This window comes from Agarivorans sp. D1326 (assembly GCF_056958115.1).
In genome coordinates this window covers 25,682-41,794 of the sequence record NZ_JBTWEN010000014.1, presented here as the reverse complement: position 1 = coordinate 41,794, position 16,113 = coordinate 25,682, and the positions used below count along the sequence as shown (strand labels likewise).

The window sequence follows — 16,113 nt, the reverse complement described above, 5'->3', positions numbered from 1 at the left end:
GAGCTTGTTTATAAGCCGAGGCCGCTATTTATTGGCTTGAGTAAACAAAAAAGGCTAGGGATAAGCTAGCCTTTTTTAAACAGATTTTTGCTGGTTAATTGGCAGGGCTTAAGCCGCGATTGCGATACTGAGCGCGCTTGTACAATAAAACTAAACCACGACATCCAGCTAAAGCTGCAACAATTAGCGCAGGTGTGTTAAACATAAGGCTTAATACCAGTACGCTGCAGGCAAGGTATAGAAAGGGAATAAATTCGTAAACTGGCTCGGGAATCGCCTTGGTTTTGCGGGCAAATGATTTTTTGTACTTATCGTAACGGCGGTAGTTTGAGCGAAGCACCCAAATAAGCGCGCCCATACAAAATAGCAATGCACCACCAACATGAGCGAGCCAAGGTTCAAGCAATAGCATTGACCCAGTACCAGCAGATAAATATCCGCTTGGCAAAATCTCGTATATGGCACGTGGCAACATAAGCCCTCCCTGTTACATGTAGCAACCTTCCATTAACATAATTAAGCATAGACTCAATTACGAGAGTTAGCCAAATTGTCTGTTTGTATGTTTATTGGTAACTAAGGCTAGTTGCTGGTTTTTACGGCGCTGGGCACTTTTTGCCAAGTATGTCGACGGTAACGATGACGCATGTAAAGTAAGGAGCAGCCTCGGTACAAACACAGTGCTGCAATGGCGTAGGCGGCAATAGATTGCTGTGTAGATGCTAAGGAGAGAGCCAATCCAATAAACAAAAAGGGCATAAACTCGTATAAAGATTCAGGAATGTTGAAGCGTTTACCAGCATGATCCGCTTGGTCTAAACGTCGAAAGTTAGAGCGCATTACCCAAATAAGCGAGCCAAGGCAAAATAGCAGCACACCACCTGCTACTCCTAGGGTAGAGTCTATCCATATTACCGAGCTTGAGCCGGCAGCCAAGTAAAGGCTCGGCAATATTTCATAGATTGGTTTAATAATCATGGCATTGCACTCATTTCTGTTCTAGGTGTTGGCTAAATTATCACTTCCCAAAGCATAACTTTGCTCTAACTAAGATGGTTTAAGTGTAAGACAAATTTTGGAAACTGCAGGCTCAAGCCATCGCCCAGTTAGATATTGCTGTAACAACTTGCTTACATTTGACGTCTCAAAATAAAGTAAACCAATGGGTTTACTTTGGTGTTTGTTGAAAGTAAACTCCTCGGTGTAATTTAAGAGGGCGCCACGTTGAGCACACGAAACAAGGTAATTAGTTTTTGTTTGGGAGGATTAATGAGTACACCATTCGCTTCAGCCTTAGCGGCTGACAACACGGTTTTTACCACCCAAGTTAATAATGGTAAGTACCAAAACGCACAAGCAATGCCAGCTAATGCCTCGGCTTGGGGTATTTTGTGGCGATATGTGAGTGAGCAGCGTGTAGATGCCACGCCAAGTAATGGCATTCCTGTGATGCCTTTGAGCGCTTCTCAGCTTGACGCTTTACCTGCCGATCAAAGCAGTGTTATTCGCTTTGGTCATTCGAGTGTTTACATGCAAGTGGCTGGGCAACGCTGGTTGATTGACCCGGTATTTTCGCAGCGAACATCTCCTTTTAGCTTTATTGGCCCCAAGCGTTTTCATCAACCCCCGCTCGAGCTCAGTGAGTTGGACAGTATTGATGGGGTAATTATTTCCCATGATCACTACGACCATTTAGACAAGCACAGCATCAAGCTGTTAAAAGATAAGGTTGAGCATTTTGTGGTGCCTGAAGGGGTTGATCAACACCTGCTAGATTGGGGAGTGGATAGCCAAAAGATTCAACGCTTACGCTGGTGGCAGTCGGCCAATTTTGGTGATTTAACAGTGACAGCCACGCCAACACAGCATTTCTCTGGTCGTGGCTTATTTGACGCCAACCAAACGCTTTGGGCATCTTATGTGATTGATGCGCCGGAGCAGCGAATATTTTTTAGCGGTGACTCTGGTTACTTCGATGGTTTTAAGCAAATTGGTGAGCGCTATGGCCCCTTTGATTTAACCATGATGGAAACCGGCGCTTATGACAAAGATTGGTCAGCAGTGCATATGACGCCAGAGCAAACCTTGCAAGCCCACTTAGATTTAAAAGGGAAGGCCTTGATGCCGGTGCATAACTCCACCTTTGATTTAGCTTTTCACTCTTGGTATGAACCGCTTGAGCGAATTAGCCAGCTAACTGCGCAAGCTAATATACAACTGGTGACACCTAAAATAGGTGAGGTATTTACTGTTGGGCAAAGCCAAGGTACGGAAGCATGGTGGCGTGTTTTCAAATAACCTGAGCTCGGGATAAGGAAGTGACGATAGCTTTGCAAGTCAGTACCTAATCTAGCTTCATGTTTCTGGCGAGATAGTTTTGCTTAGTTCAATGCGAAGTTGCGCGCCAATAGCTAGCCTATTGCAAGTAGCTTGTTAAATAGTTTCGCCATACAAAAAAGGCCTTAAGTATTCTTAAGGCCTTTTTTAGTTTTAACAGCTCGCGAATTACATACCGAGTTTTTTCTCTAGGTAGTGGATATTTGCACCACCAAACTGGAAGTTCTCGTCTTGCATGATTTTCTCTTGCAGCGGAACGTTGGTTTTGATGCCGTCGATCACCAGCTCAGAAAGGGCGTTCTTCATACGCGCTATGGCAATGTCACGGTTCTCGCCGTAGGTAATTAGTTTACCAATCATCGAGTCATAGTATGGCGGAACTGAGTAACCCGCATATACATGCGAATCCCAACGAATACCCATGCCACCTGGTGGGTGGAAACGGTTAATGCGACCTGGAGATGGGATAAAGGTTTCCGCATCTTCAGCATTAATACGACACTCAATCGCGTGGCCGGTTAACTTCACTTGCTCTTGGCTAAATGACAAAGGTTGTCCAGCAGCAATGCGTAACTGCTCTTTAATTAAGTCGATGCCGGTAACCATTTCAGTTACTGGGTGTTCAACCTGAATACGGGTGTTCATCTCAATGAAGTAGAACTCGCCATTTTCATACAAGAACTCAAAGGTACCTGCGCCGCGGTAGTTAATCTCGATACATGCACGAGTACAGCGTTCACCAATGTTGCGACGCATGTCTTCGGTAATGCCTGGTGCTGGAGCTTCTTCAACCACTTTTTGGTGGCGACGTTGCATTGAGCAGTCACGTTCACCTAGGTGAATAGCGCCACCTTGGCCGTCTGATAATACCTGAACCTCTACGTGGCGAGGATTCTCTAGGTATTTCTCCATATATACGATGTCGTTACCAAAGAATGAGCCAGCCTCGGTACGGGTTAAATCGATAGAGGTATGTAGCTCGTCTTCACTGTAAACAACACGCATACCACGACCACCACCGCCGCCAGCAGCTTTAATGATAATCGGGTAACCAATGCGTTTGGCAATGGCCGCATTTTGTTTTTCATCGCTGCCTAGTGGGCCATCAGAACCCGGTACACAAGGTACACCGGCTTTTTTCATGGCTTTAATCGCTTCAACTTTATCACCCATCATGCGGATGGTTTCAGCTTTAGGACCGATAAAGATAAACCCGCTTTTCTCTACTATTTCAGAGAACTCAGCGTTTTCAGATAAGAAACCATAACCCGGGTGAATGGCCACGGCATCGGTAACTTCGGCAGCAGCAATAATGCGCGGAATGTCTAGGTAACTTTCAGTTGCCGCAGGCTTACCAATACAAATTGATTCGTCGGCTAACAATACGTGTTTAAGGTCACGATCGGCTGTTGAGTGCACAGCTACCGTTTTAATGCCTAGCTCTTTACATGCACGTAAAATACGCAGGGCAATTTCACCACGGTTAGCAATAACTACTTTATCTAGCATACAAATGCCTCTTTATTCGATGATGAATAGCGGTTCATCAAACTCAACGGCGTCACCGTCTTCAACCAAAATGGCTTTAATCACGCCAGATTTGTCGGCGTCGATTTGGTTCATCATCTTCATGGCTTCAATGATACATAGGGTGTCACCTACGTTAACTTGTTGGCCTTCTTGCACAAATGGTTGTGCTTCTGGAGATGAAGAGCGGTAGAAAGTACCTACCATTGGCGATAATAATTGGTGGCCAGAAGCTACTTCGCTAGCAGCTGGAGCAGCAGGTGCGGCGGCTGGAGCTGCTGCAACTGGGGCCGGTGCTGCAACAGGCGCTGGAGCGTATACGGCTTGAGCTGCACCGCTGAAGTTACGGCTGATACGCACTGCCTCTTCACCTTCGGTGATTTCTAGTTCAGCAACACCAGATTCTTCAACTAATTCGATTAATTTTTTAATCTTGCGAATATCCATAAGGGCTCTCTTTATCGTATTAGGTTAATTAAATAGCTATTTCTGCAGCTTGTTTAGCGCTGCAGTTAAAGCAAATTGATATCCTTGACTACCTAAACCACATATCACTCCCTCTGCTTTGTCGGCAAGGTAAGAGTGATGGCGGAAAGATTCACGTGCATGCACGTTAGATAGGTGAATTTCTATAAACGGAATGTTCACACCCAATAGCGCGTCGCGCAGCGCTACGCTGGTATGAGTAAAAGCCGCAGGGTTGATGATGATGAAATCGATCTCGCCCATGGCTTGATGAATGCGATTAATAAGTTCGCCTTCGACATTGGATTGGAAATCTTGCAGATTTACGCCCATGTCATTGGCTTGCTGGCGTAGCTGTTCAACAATGTCGTCTAAACTCTGGTGACCGTAAACTTCAGGTTCACGTTTACCCAGTAAGTTTAGATTTGGACCATTGAGTAACAAAATAGAGAATTTATCAGTCATTTTCGTTGAAAAACCAGCTTAAATTATAGAACTTGTCGATTTCTTAAGATTAGCACATTTATCAAAGATAAATGTGCTATGTCATCGACATTTTCGACAATTATAGGGTTTTCGCAGAAAATGGCAGCATTTTTCTGGTCTAATCAGTTGGTTTCGGCGAGAGGCTCGGTAGTTAGGTTACGTAGCCATTTTTTCTGGTTCATGCGCCAAAAACACAACATAGCTTTAAATACTTCTTCACTTAACGCGATACAGAAGGCGGTGATTAAGCTTACATCGAACACAAAAATGGCAATAGAAGTAAGCATTAAACCCACACCCCATTGGCAGAATGTATCCGACATTAAGCAAAAGCTATTGTCGCCGCCGCTGCGCAAAATACCGTTAATTAGCACCATGTTAAAAATGCGTAGCCAAGTAGAGGCTGCCAGCACTAACACTAATTGTTGGGCAAGTTGCAAAGTTTCTGACTCTAAAGCGCCAAACAAGTTCAATAAAGGATAGCTCAATAACCAAATAGCAACACCAATACCAATGGCGGCAATAGGGCTAACTAACAAGGCTAAACGTGCATCTACCCAAGCTTGATTAAATTGGTTAGCCCCCAATTTATTGCCCACCATTATTGAGCAAGCTGCTGAGAATCCCATGAAACACGAGATGGCGATACCTTCTATAGGACTAATTAAGCTCATTGCGGCTAGTGCATTGGTGCCCAGCTGCCCGTATAAGGTGGCAAATACAAATACACCGCTCGACCAAATACTAAAGTTAATCACTAGTGGCACAGCAAGCTTGGCGTATTTGATTAGCTCAGCTTGTTTAAACTGCCAAAAACCAATTAAACATACTTTTAGTAATGGGTGTTTTTGCCACCAAAGGCTGGCCCACAATACAACGAGTTGCAGTAAACGTGCGATAACTGTCGCAACACCTGCGCCAGCAATACCCATTGCTGGGATCGAGCCAAAACCAAAAATCAATACTTGGTTAAGCGCGATATTGGCAATAACAGCAAAAACGCTAATGTACAGCGGCAGCTTGGTATTGCCACTTGCTCGCAGAGCTGACTCAAACACAATCACCGGCAAGGTGAACAGAATCATCAAGGCGGTTGCGCGAATATAATCGCTGCCAATAGCAACTAAATGCGCATCGCTGCTGCCCCATTGCATAATGGTGCTAGGGCTGAAAAGCATGAAGGCTAAGGTTGCCAGGGTAAAAATAAGTCCAGCATAAAAAGATAAAGCCACAGTGCGGCCAATCGCTGTCCAGTTTTTAGTGCCCCAGTGCTGCGCACTTAAAATGGCGCACGCTGTCGAGAAGCCATTTAAGATTACGATCGCCACAAAGAATGCGCGACCGGCATAACCTACTGCGGCGACTTCGGCATCACCTAAAGTGGCAACCATTAGTACGTCTACTAAGCCTAATAAGCTTAGTAATACTGCTTGTAAAGATATTGGCCAAGCTAGGCGCCAGAACTGCTCTAGCCATGAGCGATTCAAAGTAATAGGAGATGCGTACATAACAACCTCAAAATGTGACTTGCATCAGATAAAAGCTATCTAGTTATAAGTGGTGATAAATAATTATGGGCGCGATACTATCTTATATATTGGGCTTTCCACATAATTGAAGCTATCAAAAATATGTTCAAAACTATCATTTATGGCTGAGGAACATTGGCAAGATAAGTTCGAGATAGGCCCCGCCTGTGTTGAGCGCTTTTTAACCACCGAACGATTTTCAGAGTTAACTAAATTGCAGATTAACTTATCTGGGGTGTCGTATTTGCGAGGTGAGTACTTTGTTAGCCGCAAAGCTCCACAGGAACACACTTTGTTGTTTTCTATGGCGGGAGCGGGCAGTTTACATACTTCTGAGTTTAGTCAGCGCTTGGGACCAAACGATTTAGTTATTTTGCCTGCTGGGGTTAATTACTCGCTCAGCTTGGCTAGCCACTTTTGGCGGCATAATTGGTTTCAGTTTTCTTCAGACATTAGTTGGTATCGCTTCCCCAAAAACGCCAAAGTATTGAAAATCAACTCTAGTCAAAATATTGATAAGTGCATGAAGTTGTTATTGGATGAGGAAACTAAAGCCAAGGCAGATCCTCTAGTAGAATCGGCCTTAACCCAACTTATCAAACGCTATTTATTGCAGTTGCTTAAGCCGCTAAAAAATGCCGAGCCAAGCCCATTGCACAAGCTAGAGCAGCAATTGCGCTCCTCTTTACACTATCCATGGACAGTGGCCGAGATGGCGCAACGTTTGTCGGTATCGGAAGCGCACTGTTATCGCTTATTTCAGCAAGAATTCAAATGCAGCCCCAAGCAGTATCTAAGCCGTTTACGTTTGGAGCATGGCAGTTATTTGCTGCGCGAAAGTCGCTGGTCGATAGACGTGATCGCCAGTCAATTAGGTTACCAAGATGGTTTTGCCTTTGCGCATCGCTTTAAGAAAAGCTTCGGGGTTTCTCCTGGACGTTATCGGCGCAGCTTCAACCAATAACAATCAATAGGATTGGTGATAAGCTTTATTTACTCATGCTTTGCAAGCTGGCGGCTATTTTTGCACTGCTTACTCGCTTAAAGGTGTCTAAAGTGAGTGAAGCGACTTGCTGCAATTGTTTTTCTGTTGCGCCATTGGTGGAGTGAACATTTAAACCTTGTAACACCGTTGCCAAGTAGTGGGCGAGCGCTTCTGGATCGGCATCAGCGGTGAGATCTTTTTCTTCTTTGGCGCGCTCGAAACGTTGCTGTAAGGCAATGCTGCCTTGGGCACGACGTTCCTGCAACGCTTGTTTAATGGTGCTTGCGGACTCACTACACGACAGAGCACCTTGCACTATCACACAGCCTTGCGGTTGCGAGGGATCGCTTAAATTAGCCACTGCACCTTTCAACATGTAATCCACTACGTCGTAAATGGTATCTTGCTCAAGGGCGGGATAGAAATAGGCTTGAGGACGAGATTCGTAAAGCTCTATAGCCTGCAAAAACAACTGTTCTTTATTGCCAAAAGCCGCATACATACTGGGTTTATTAATGCCCATGGCTTGGGTTAAATCATTTAACGATGCCCCTTCGTAGCCTTTTTGCCAAAACACTTCTAAGGCTTTTTCCAGCGCTTGGTTTGCGTCAAAGCTGCGCGGACGACCAATGTGAGAACAGCACTTGGGGGACATTTTTCTACCTCAATTTATCATTAAACTGATCATAGCTAAGCCACTCAGACCTGTCTAGATATTTAAATACCACTTGGTACAAAAAGATCTTGATCTCGATCATACTTCGTGATTAATATACCAGACAGTACAAAACAAAATATCATTCACATATCAATTTATCATCACTTGAGGGAACGAAGATGGCATCAGTTTTTGATCTAACAAAACTCATCGCAGTAAGTGCTTTAAGCATTTTCCTAGTGGCTTGCGGAAAACCGGAAGCTGCGACCAATCAAGCTCCTCCACCACCAAGTGTAGATGTAGCCGAAGTATTGCTTGAACGCATTACCGAAACAGATGTGTATACCGGTCGCCTGCAAGCACCACAAACCGTGATGGTGGTGCCGCGAGTATCGGGCTACATCGAACAAGTGCTATTTAACGAAGGTAGCTTGGTAGAAAAAGGTGAAGTGCTGTTTAAAATCGACAGCCGCATTTTTGCTGCCGAAGTGGCTCGCCTAGAAGCAGAACTACAAAGTGCTAAAAGTAGCTTAGAACTGGCGCGAAAAGGGTACAAGCGGGCCCAAGCCTTGAACAAGCAAAACGCCATTTCTGATGAAATTTTGGATAATCGCTTTTCGGCGCGAGAGCAGGGCGCAGCGGCAGTGGCATCAATTACTGCTGCCTTATCGCGAGCTCGCTTGGATTTAGACTTTACCGAGGTGCGCGCTCCTATTAGCGGCCGAGTGTCTAACGCGCTTATCACCGAAGGTAACTATGTAAACCTTGGCGCTAGCCAGCTTACTCGTATTGTGTCTACCCAGCATATGCATGCCTACTTTGACGTAGATGAGCAAAGCTTTTTGAAATATCAAGAGTTAAGCAACGTATTGCCGCTGCAAGGCGAGCAAGAAACTGTAGCGGTGGTGCAAATGGCTTTGGCTGATGAGCAAATATTTAAGCACTTGGGCCAGATAGACTTTATCGATAATGCTGTAGCCAGCGGCACCGGTACTATCCGTTTACGTGCCAGCTTTGGTAATCCTAGTGGGGAATTACTGCCAGGTATGTTTGCTCGTTTACAAATTGCAGGAAGTAGCTCTTATCAAGCGGTATTAATTGATGACAAAGCAGTCGGTACCGACCTAAACAACAAGTTTGTATTGGTATTAGACGAAAACAACCAAGTGCAATATCGCCCGGTGGTGTTGGGTGAGCGGATCAATGGCTTGCGGATTGTTTCCCAAGGTTTATCGGGTTCTGAACGCATTGTAGTTAACGGTATTCAGCGGGTACGGCCGCAAATGCAGGTAACACCAATTGCCACCGCGATGGCTAGTGAAGAAGTTGTTTCTGCCTTGCGTGAGTCTCAACAGTTACTTGACCAACAACATCAGCAATTAAGCCTTAACGCTAAGTTGTAAGTTCAACAAGGATAGATTCGCCCATGTTTTCTCAGTTTTTTATTAAACGGCCGATTTTTGCGGCCGTTATATCGCTGCTGATGTTTATTGGCGGTGCCATTGCCGTATGGCAATTACCCATAACCGAATACCCAGAAGTGGTGCCACCAACAGTAGTGGTTACCGCCAATTACCCTGGGGCAAATCCTAAAGTGATTGCTGAAACCGTGGCTTCACCGCTTGAGCAAGAAATTAACGGTGTTGAAGATATGTTGTATATGTCTTCTCAGGCCACCTCTGATGGCCGCATGACGCTGACCGTTACTTTTGCCATTGGCACCGATATCGACCAAGCTCAAACACAGGTGCAAAGCCGGGTTGATCGCGCCACACCGCGTTTGCCCTTAGAAGTGCAGCGCTTAGGTATTGTGACCGAAAAGTCATCACCAGACCTTACTATGGTGGTTCACCTTAGTTCACCAGAAGATCGCTACGACTTATTGTACCTGTCCAACTATGCGGCGCTTAACGTTAAAGACGAGCTAGCCCGAATTGAAGGTGTGGGTGCTGTGCGTTTGTTTGGTGCGGGTGATTACAGCTTAAGAATTTGGCTAGACCCTAACAAAGTGGCAGCTCTAGGTTTAAACCCCAATCAAATTATCGCTTCGATTAGAGAGCAAAACCAGCAAGCCGCTGCCGGTAGTTTGGGCGCACAGCCTAGCGGTGAGTCTGATTTTCAGATTTTGATCAATGTGAAGGGGCGTTTAAGTACCACCGAAGAGTTTGAGAACATCATCATTAAAGTAGGCGAGCAAGGCGAAGTTAGCCGCTTGCGAGATGTTGCTCGGGTTGAGTTGGGTGCTAGCAGTTATGCCTTGCGCTCGTTACTCGACAACAAGGATGCAATTGCCATTGGTGTGTTTCAAGCATCTGGCTCGAACGCTATCCAGATCTCTGAAGATGTACGTGCGCGTATGGCCGAGTTAGCGCAAAGCTTTCCGGAAGGCCTAAACTACGACACCGTTTACGACCCAACCGTGTTTGTGCGTGGCTCTATTGAAGCGGTAGTTAAAACCTTGTTTGAAGCGATACTACTGGTGGTATTAGTGGTGGTGCTGTTCCTACAAACCTGGCGCGCTTCTATTATTCCATTAGTGGCAGTACCGGTTTCTTTAGTAGGTACCTTTGCCTTTATGCATCTTATGGGCTTCTCGCTCAATGCCTTGTCGTTATTTGGTTTGGTATTAGCCATTGGTATTGTGGTGGATGATGCCATTGTGGTGGTGGAGAACGTAGAGCGAAATATTGCTGAAGGTTTAAGCCCGGTAGCGGCTACCCAGCGCGCCATGAAAGAGGTGACGGGGCCAATTGTGGCAACTACCTTAGTATTGGCGGCAGTGTTTATTCCTACTGCTTTTATGTCTGGCTTAACCGGACAGTTTTACAAGCAGTTTGCCTTAACCATTACTATCTCTACCTTTATTTCAGCGATTAACTCATTAACCTTGAGTCCTGCTTTGTCTGCCTTGCTGCTAAAAGGTCACGACGAACCGAAAGACCGTTTAACTCGCATTATGGACAGCTTGTTTGGCAGGTTTATATTTGCGCCGTTTAACCGCTTATTTAACAAAGGTGCCAACGTATATGGCGGCATCATCAAAAAGACTATTCGCTTGTCGGCCTTGGTTGGCATTATTTATGTGGGTTTATTAGGACTTACCGCTTATCAATTTGACTCCACTCCTACTGGTTATGTGCCAGGGCAAGATAAACAGTACTTAGTGGCGTTTGCTCAGTTGCCTGATGCTGCCTCTTTAGAGCGCACCGAAGCGGTAGTGAAAAAAATGTCTGAGATTGCCTTGGCACAACCTGGGGTTGAACACGCGGTGGCGTTTCCTGGCTTAAGCATTAACGGCTTCACCAACAGCCCAAACAGCGCGATTTTGTTTACACCTTTGGCCGATTTTGACCAACGCCAAGACCCAAGTCTTTCGGCCAATGCCATCGCTGGGGCGCTTAACCAACAGTTTGCTGGTATTCAAGAAGCCTTTATTGCGATTTTCCCACCACCACCGGTGCAGGGTTTAGGCACTATTGGTGGCTTTAGATTGCAGATCCAAGACCGCGCAAACCTTGGTTATGAAGAGTTGGCCAATGTCACCATGCAAGTGATGCAAAAAGCTTGGGCAACACCGGCACTTACTGGCATTTTCTCTAGTTACCAAGTAAATGTGCCGCAGCTTGATTTGGATTTGGATAGAACCAAAGCCATGCAACAAGGGGTGGCCATAGATGAAGTCTTTTCTACCTTGCAAGCTTACATGGGTTCAACCTATGTGAATGACTTTAATAAGTTTGGCAGAACTTATCAGGTGAACATTCAAGCTGATGAGTCCTTTAGGCAATCGCCAGAACAAATTAGCCAGCTAAAGGTGAGAAATGCCGATGGTGCAATGATCCCCTTAGGCTCCTTTGTTGATGTCTCTTATGTGGCGGGCCCAGACCGAGTGATGCACTACAACGGCTATACTACTGCCGAGATCAATGGTGGGCCAGCGCCGGGTTATAGCTCGGGTGAAGCGCAGGCTGCCATCGAGCAGATTTTGGCGGAAACTTTGCCCATCGGCATGACCTTTGAATGGACCGAGCTTACCTATCAACAAAAGCTGTCGGGTAATACTGCAATGCTGATTTATCCCTTGGTGATTATTTTGGTATTCATGGTGTTAGCTGCTCAGTACGAGAGCTTGCGTTTGCCAATGGCGATTATTTTAATCATTCCTATGACCTTGTTATCGGCCATTAGTGGGGTATTGCTTTGGGGTGGAGACAACAACATCTTCACTCAAATTGGTTTGATTGTTTTGGTAGGCTTGGCTACCAAGAACGCCATTTTAATTGTCGAGTTTGCTAAGGAGTTACAAGACCAAGGTCGCACGGTGATGGAAGCAGTACTAGAGGCATCACGCTTACGTTTACGGCCAATTCTAATGACCTCTATCGCCTTTATTATGGGGGTTGTGCCAATGGTGTTTTCTACTGGTGAAGGGGCAGAGATGCGTCAAGCTATGGGAGTGGCGGTATTCTCTGGCATGATTGGGGTTACCATTTTTGGATTGCTACTTACCCCACTATTTTACTACTTGCTTGCAAAACGTAATCCTAAAACCAGTGAGCAAGCCGAGCCGCTGGCGCTAGACGCTGATATATTGGCTGCTAAGTAACACAGACAGTGGCAATTACTCTAAAGCGCCGTTACAGATTATGTAGCGGCGTTTTTGTATGGGGTGTTCAATGACTCTTTGAGGCGAGCATTTCTTTTAAGCCACCACCGTTTACCACCTGCTGGTAACCCATAGCTTGTAATACTTGTAAGGCGTAACCAGAACGATTACCCGAACGACAATAAACCACGATAGGCTGGCTTTTATCTTTGGTGATGGCGGTGATCTGCTGGGCAATCACGGTGTGCGGGATGTTATGTGCGTTACTCAAGTGCCCTTGGCTAAACTCTCCTTCGCTGCGAACATCAATGAGTATTGCGTGTTGCTGCTCTACACTTTGCCAAGCAAGGTCGGAGCGCTCTGAAGCGTGAGCTTGTGACAATAGACCTATAAAACCGCAAAGCACTAGGCTTTTAAATACATTAATCATCTTCTTCTCATCCTTGTTCAGAAGCCAGCGTGGTGATGTGAAATTGCTTAATAGTGTATCGGTAAACGATGACGAAATTCTTGATCTGGTTAAACGATTTTTTATGCTTGCTGTTAACTTTTGGATACAGATTGGTACCAAGTTGCATTATTTTTGGACAGAAAAAAGCCGCTAACTAAAGCGGCTTTTTGGTTTTAGCAGTTAAGCTGCATTCGATTTTTCTTCTATCAGCTTATCAACCACAGATGGATCCGCTAGGGTCGAGGTATCACCTAAAGAGTCGGTCTCGTTGGTGGCAATCTTACGTAAAATACGGCGCATAATTTTGCCTGAACGGGTTTTAGGTAAAGCCTCTGCCCAGTGTAAAATGTCCGGCGTGGCAATTGGGCCAATCTCTTTACGTACCCAGGCTTTCACTTCCTTATGTAGCTCGGCGCTAGCCTCTTCACCGGCATTAAGGGTGATGTAAGCGTATATGCCTTGGCCTTTAATTTCATGAGGAACACCTACCACGGCAGCCTCTGAAATTTTAGGGTGGGCAACCAGTGCGCTTTCAATTTCGGCGGTACCCATGCGGTGGCCACTTACATTGAGTACGTCATCTACGCGACCAGTAATCCAGAAGTAGCCGTCTTCATCGCGGCGAGCACCGTCTCCGGTGGTGTAGGTGCCAGGGAAGGTTGAAAAGTAGGTTTGCTCAAAACGCTCATGGTCACCATAAACGGTGCGCATTTGTCCTGGCCAGCTGTCTTTAATAATCAGGTTACCTTCGGCAGCGCCTTCTAGCTCATTACCTTCGTTATCTACTAAGGCTGGTTGCACGCCAAAGAATGGGCGAGTTGCCGAACCAGGTTTAAGTGCGGTTGCTCCTGGTAGTGGAGTAATTAAAATACCTCCGGTTTCGGTTTGCCACCAAGTGTCTACAATTGGACAACGCTCGTCACCAATGGTGCGGTAATACCATTCCCACGCTTCCGGGTTAATCGGTTCACCTACCGAGCCCATAATCCGCAGGCTACTGCGGCTGGTACCTTGCACGGCGGCATCACCTTGCGCCATTAGGGCGCGAATAGCGGTTGGAGCAGTGTATAAAATGGTCACTTGGTGTTTGTCACATACTTCGCTCATACGTGCTGAGGTCGGGTAGTTAGGCACACCTTCAAACAAGATGGTGGTCGCACCATTGGCTAATGGCCCGTATACCAAGTAACTGTGGCCAGTAATCCAACCGACATCGGCGGTACACCAGTATATGTCGCCTGGGTGATAATCGAATACATACTTAAAGGTCATTGTGGCGTAAAGCAGGTAACCGCCCGTGGTATGTAATACGCCTTTAGGTTTGCCGGTAGAGCCAGAGGTATAAAGGATGAACAGCGGGTCTTCGGCATTCATTGGTTCTGGTGGGCAATCGGTGGCTTGGTTTTCGGTAATGTCGTGCCACCATACATCGCGGTTGGCATTCCAGTTTACTTCACCGCCAGTACGTTTTAGTACCACAACACTTTTAACAAATTCACAGTCTGGATTTTCTAAGGCTTGGTCTACGTTGGCTTTAAGTGGTACGCCACGCCCGCCGCGAACACCTTCGTCGGCAGTAATCACGTATTTAGAATTTGAATCAATAATGCGGCCCGCTAGTGCTTCCGGAGAGAAGCCGCCAAATACAATCGAGTGCACGGCGCCAATACGGGTACAAGCCAACATGGCCACAGCCGCTTCTGGCACCATTGGCATGTACAAACACACCACTTCACCTTTTTTAACGCCTTGCTGTTTAAGCGCGTTAGATAACTTACAAACTTGTTGGTACAGTTCGTTGTAAGTGAGTTTGCTGTCTTCTTCTGGGTTGTCGCCTTCCCAAATAATTGCTACCTCGTCACCGCGCTCTTGCAGATGACGGTCAATACAGTTGGCACTTACGTTTAGCAGGCCATCTTCAAACCATTTGATGCTCACATGACCAGGGTCGTATGAGGTGTTTTTTACTTTAGTAAAAGGCTGGATCCAATCGAGTAACTCGCTACCGTGCTTCCCCCAAAACTGATCAGGCTGGGTGATAGATTCTTGATACATATCTAGATATTGCTGATCGTTTAGTAAGCAGTTGTCTGCAATGTTAGCTTTAACGGGGTACAGCTTTTGTTCACTCATCTTCCTCTCCTTGCTTCCTCGATGTGAGGCGGGATATCGTCATTGACGTCTCGGATTTTAATCTAGACTCGCACTGACACAGGTTGTCGACAATTAGACTTTTGGTTAATTATTTGTGAAGAATAGTAAAATGCTTTATTAATCAAAGTGATTTTTTATGTTGCGCGATGAAACTGAGAGGCGGCTCACGGCCTGTGTTGGATTAATTTGCGAGCTAAAGCAACACTTCCCAATTAACGTTATTTTGCTTTGGTGGTTTTTTCAGCTAAGGGAGATAACTTTAGCTGTTAGTTTCGCTTAAAGGCCTTCGTTTAATAGCTTGTTCAAGTGCGGGTACATTTGGGTTTTTTAACAAGCTCAAATGGGAAACACTATGAAAAAACTTCTCGTCATTGCCATGGTTATTGTTACTAGCGCGTGTTCAAGTATGGCCGATCGTTATGATCCAGATGTACATAACTCTGATGAAAGTGCGGTTCAGGTGACACGAGCAGTGGTTCTTAGCGTTAAGCAGGTAAGAGTAAAACCCTCTGATGTAGATAAACAAGGCCTACAAACTGGACTCGCTGTAGCGACTGCTGGCGGTCTTATGGCTGGTGCAGGGCGTAGTGAAAACGCACGTGATGCGGGAGCGGCATTAGCGGTAATTGGTTTAGTGGGCGCGGCAATTGAAGCCAATAATAATAAAGAGATAGAGGCTTTTCAGTACTTGGTGGAGTCTAACTCAGGTGAGGTGATGGAAATAACTCAAGCCGATGAAGTGGCTTTGAAGACCAACTCAAAGGTTATGATTACCCGCTACAATACCGGCAGAATTAAACTCACTGTTGATAACACTCAAGGTGAGGTGTTCGATAGAACCAATGAAACTCAATATAACTAAGCTGAGCTCAGGTTAACTAGTTTTTAAAGAATCCCAGCTAGTTGGCTGGGATT

The 16,113-nt window shown here is 45.7% G+C and carries 14 protein-coding genes; 5 read left to right on the top strand and 9 right to left on the bottom strand.

The genetic code is table 11. The annotated features are described in order from the left end of the window. Positions 1 to 94: 94 nt before the first annotated feature. Entirely contained in the window at positions 95 to 475 is a 381-nt protein-coding gene (locus tag ACYFDN_RS20030) for a hypothetical protein (protein WP_338623629.1), read from the bottom strand. 107 nt (positions 476 to 582) lie between these two features. Then, positions 583 to 978, bottom strand: a complete 396-nt coding sequence (locus tag ACYFDN_RS20025) for a hypothetical protein (RefSeq protein ID WP_016402068.1) — start codon at positions 976 to 978, stop codon at positions 583 to 585. Between the two features lie 291 nt (positions 979 to 1,269). Between ACYFDN_RS20025 and ACYFDN_RS20020 the strand changes: the two genes are divergently transcribed. Then, the gene (locus tag ACYFDN_RS20020) at positions 1,270 to 2,298 is read left to right on the top strand and encodes an MBL fold metallo-hydrolase (RefSeq protein ID WP_483512454.1); all 1,029 of its coding nucleotides are present in this window, start codon (positions 1,270 to 1,272) and stop codon (positions 2,296 to 2,298) included. 207 nt (positions 2,299 to 2,505) lie between these two features. Here the strand turns inward: ACYFDN_RS20020 and accC are convergent, their stop codons facing one another. The 4 genes from accC to ACYFDN_RS20000 all read right to left on the bottom strand — a co-directional run bounded on the left by accC (position 2,506) and on the right by ACYFDN_RS20000 (position 6,323). Then, positions 2,506 to 3,846 carry an acetyl-CoA carboxylase biotin carboxylase subunit gene (gene accC, locus ACYFDN_RS20015; protein ID WP_016402066.1) on the bottom strand — a complete coding sequence of 447 codons (1,341 nt, stop codon included), beginning with the start codon at positions 3,844 to 3,846 and terminating at the stop codon, positions 2,506 to 2,508. A 12-nt stretch (positions 3,847 to 3,858) separates the two neighbouring features. Further along, positions 3,859 to 4,311, bottom strand: a complete 453-nt coding sequence (accB, locus tag ACYFDN_RS20010) for an acetyl-CoA carboxylase biotin carboxyl carrier protein (protein ID WP_016402065.1) — start codon at positions 4,309 to 4,311, stop codon at positions 3,859 to 3,861. A 36-nt stretch (positions 4,312 to 4,347) separates the two neighbouring features. Next, on the bottom strand, positions 4,348 to 4,794 hold the full coding sequence (gene aroQ, locus ACYFDN_RS20005) for a type II 3-dehydroquinate dehydratase (protein ID WP_483512453.1): 447 nt from the start codon (positions 4,792 to 4,794) through the stop codon (positions 4,348 to 4,350). 143 nt (positions 4,795 to 4,937) lie between these two features. Next, positions 4,938 to 6,323, bottom strand: a complete 1,386-nt coding sequence (locus ACYFDN_RS20000) for an MATE family efflux transporter (protein ID WP_483512452.1) — start codon at positions 6,321 to 6,323, stop codon at positions 4,938 to 4,940. A gap of 142 nt (positions 6,324 to 6,465) precedes the next feature. Between ACYFDN_RS20000 and ACYFDN_RS19995 the strand changes: the two genes are divergently transcribed. Continuing rightward, positions 6,466 to 7,308: a helix-turn-helix domain-containing protein gene (locus ACYFDN_RS19995; RefSeq protein ID WP_483512451.1), complete on the top strand. Its 843-nt coding sequence runs from the start codon at positions 6,466 to 6,468 to the stop codon at positions 7,306 to 7,308. Positions 7,309 to 7,333: 25 nt separating this feature from the next. On the opposite strand, the gene ACYFDN_RS19990 is transcribed toward ACYFDN_RS19995, so the two are convergent. Continuing rightward, complete coding sequence (locus tag ACYFDN_RS19990; RefSeq protein WP_152785693.1) at positions 7,334 to 7,984, bottom strand: TetR/AcrR family transcriptional regulator; 651 nt, start codon at positions 7,982 to 7,984, stop codon at positions 7,334 to 7,336. Between the two features lie 182 nt (positions 7,985 to 8,166). Between ACYFDN_RS19990 and ACYFDN_RS19985 the strand changes: the two genes are divergently transcribed. Both ACYFDN_RS19985 and ACYFDN_RS19980 read left to right on the top strand, forming a co-directional pair. Then, positions 8,167 to 9,390 carry an efflux RND transporter periplasmic adaptor subunit gene (locus ACYFDN_RS19985; protein WP_483512450.1) on the top strand — a complete coding sequence of 408 codons (1,224 nt, stop codon included), beginning with the start codon at positions 8,167 to 8,169 and terminating at the stop codon, positions 9,388 to 9,390. Positions 9,391 to 9,413: 23 nt separating this feature from the next. After that, complete coding sequence (locus tag ACYFDN_RS19980) at positions 9,414 to 12,593, top strand: efflux RND transporter permease subunit (protein WP_483512449.1); 3,180 nt, start codon at positions 9,414 to 9,416, stop codon at positions 12,591 to 12,593. A 67-nt stretch (positions 12,594 to 12,660) separates the two neighbouring features. Here ACYFDN_RS19980 and ACYFDN_RS19975 read toward each other — a convergent pair whose 3' ends face one another. Together ACYFDN_RS19975 and acs are read right to left on the bottom strand one after the other, a co-directional pair. Next, a complete protein-coding gene (locus ACYFDN_RS19975) occupies positions 12,661 to 13,023 on the bottom strand; it encodes a rhodanese-like domain-containing protein (protein WP_472589938.1) in 363 nt (120 codons plus the stop codon). A gap of 201 nt (positions 13,024 to 13,224) precedes the next feature. Beyond that, on the bottom strand, positions 13,225 to 15,177 hold the full coding sequence (gene acs, locus ACYFDN_RS19970) for an acetate--CoA ligase (protein WP_483512448.1): 1,953 nt from the start codon (positions 15,175 to 15,177) through the stop codon (positions 13,225 to 13,227). 373 nt (positions 15,178 to 15,550) lie between these two features. Between acs and ACYFDN_RS19965 the strand changes: the two genes are divergently transcribed. Continuing rightward, positions 15,551 to 16,060 carry a hypothetical protein gene (locus ACYFDN_RS19965; protein WP_483512447.1) on the top strand — a complete coding sequence of 170 codons (510 nt, stop codon included), beginning with the start codon at positions 15,551 to 15,553 and terminating at the stop codon, positions 16,058 to 16,060. The last annotated feature ends 53 nt before the right edge of the window (positions 16,061 to 16,113 follow it).